The sequence below is a fragment of the Methylobacterium sp. WL103 genome (assembly GCF_008039885.1).
Classification (GTDB): Bacteria; Pseudomonadota; Alphaproteobacteria; order Rhizobiales; family Beijerinckiaceae; genus Methylobacterium; species Methylobacterium cerastii.
Genome location: NZ_VRUX01000842.1, coordinates 1 through 1441, shown reverse-complemented (window position 1 = coordinate 1441; position 1441 = coordinate 1). Strand labels below are relative to the sequence as shown.

General features: G+C 74.2%; 1 protein-coding gene and 1 pseudogene. Both read right to left on the bottom strand.

Translation table 11 applies throughout. The annotated features are described in order from the left end of the window. Positions 1-340: pseudogene (locus FV222_RS25990) on the bottom strand (sugar transporter); the annotation flags it as partial. 242 nt (positions 341-582) lie between these two features. Further along, positions 583-1441 (bottom strand): LTA synthase family protein (locus FV222_RS25985; RefSeq protein WP_147816002.1); only part of this gene is annotated, 859 nt, incomplete at its 5' end.

Here is a 1441-nt window from a genome sequence, read left to right as displayed (position 1 = left end):
CGGCGGAGAAGCGGTCGGCGACGAGGGGTCCTGAGAACAGGCCGCCGGAGCCGGCTTCCCAGACCGAGACGGCGACGTAGTCGCCGACCCCGATCACCGGCTCGATCGAGGGGCGCTTGTCGCCGAAGGAGGCGAGCAGGCTGTCGAGCGGGCGTCCGCGCAGGGCCTCGATCACGGCCGGCGTCACGTCCACGAGCTCGTAGCGCGCCAGCAGCCCCTCCGGCGTCGAGACCTCGGCCCCCGCCTCGACGGCCCGCGCCGTCGGACCCGAAGCCGGAAGGACCGAACAGCCGCCGACGAGGCAGGCGGTCAGCGCGAACAGCGCCGTGAAACGAACCATCTTCGAACTCCCGGGGCCGATCCCGCCCCGATGAGGCCGGACACAACCCGCGTATGACCCTGTCGTCTGCGTCGCGAGCCCGTGCGAACCGAGCCCTCGCCGGAGCGCGGGCGGACGGAGCGCGGACCTGGTGGCTCGACGTTGCGCGCCAAAGCCTGCCATCGCTTTAACGATCGCCGGAAGCGCGCGCCCCGGACATCGCCCGGCATTGCGTCACCACCGTGGCACGGCCACGCTTGTTCTCAGGTGTGCGGTGATGGCGCGTCCCGGCCGATTGCCGCCCGCAGGCGGCGACCGAGGTCGTCCGCGGTGCGATCGACCCGCCGGGGGGCGCCCGCGGCGGCGGGGCCGAACCGGAACAGCGCGTAGTCCGTCGCTCTGTCGCCGAAGCCCGGCCGGCAGGTCGGGAGCGCGGGCGCGTGGTCGCCGTAGACGCAGAGCATCGCATCGAGCCCCGTCAGCGCCGCCACGAGGTCCTCGACCATCCGCCCGGCGGCGGCGACATGGTGGAGGTACTGCGCCAGCGGGTCGTCGATGCCCGGAAGGCGGCCCGGCTTCCAGGGCCCGTGGTTCTCCATGGTGACGCCGAACAGGAACAGCGGCCCGCGCCGTGCCGCGACCTCGGCGCGCACGCGCGCCCCGAAGGCGGCGTCGCCGACATAGGGGCCGACCCGGGGCGCGTCGGCGAACGCCTCCTCCATCACCAGGGTCTCGAAGCCGAACGCCTTCATCACCCGGGCGCGCTGGAAGAAGTCGCGGTGGAACGGGTGGACGAAGGTGGTGGCGTAGCCGTTTCGCCGGGCGGCGCGGGCGATGCTGTCCGGCTCGTTCCCGCCCGAGGCGAGGTAGGGATCGAACACGCCGAAGCCGAGCTCGCCCGCGGCCCGCCCGGTGAGGACCGCGTGCTCGGTCCGCATGGTGTAGGCGCCGTGCGCGGGCACCCGCAGGCGGCCGTACTCGCTCGCGCGCGCCCGGATCAGGTCCATCGCCGGCAGGTGCGGCCCGCCGAGCCGCTCGGGATCGAGGAAGGATTCGAGCTGGATCACGACCACGACGGCGTCGCCCGGCGCCCGGACGGTCGCCGGCGCCGCGACGGAGGCC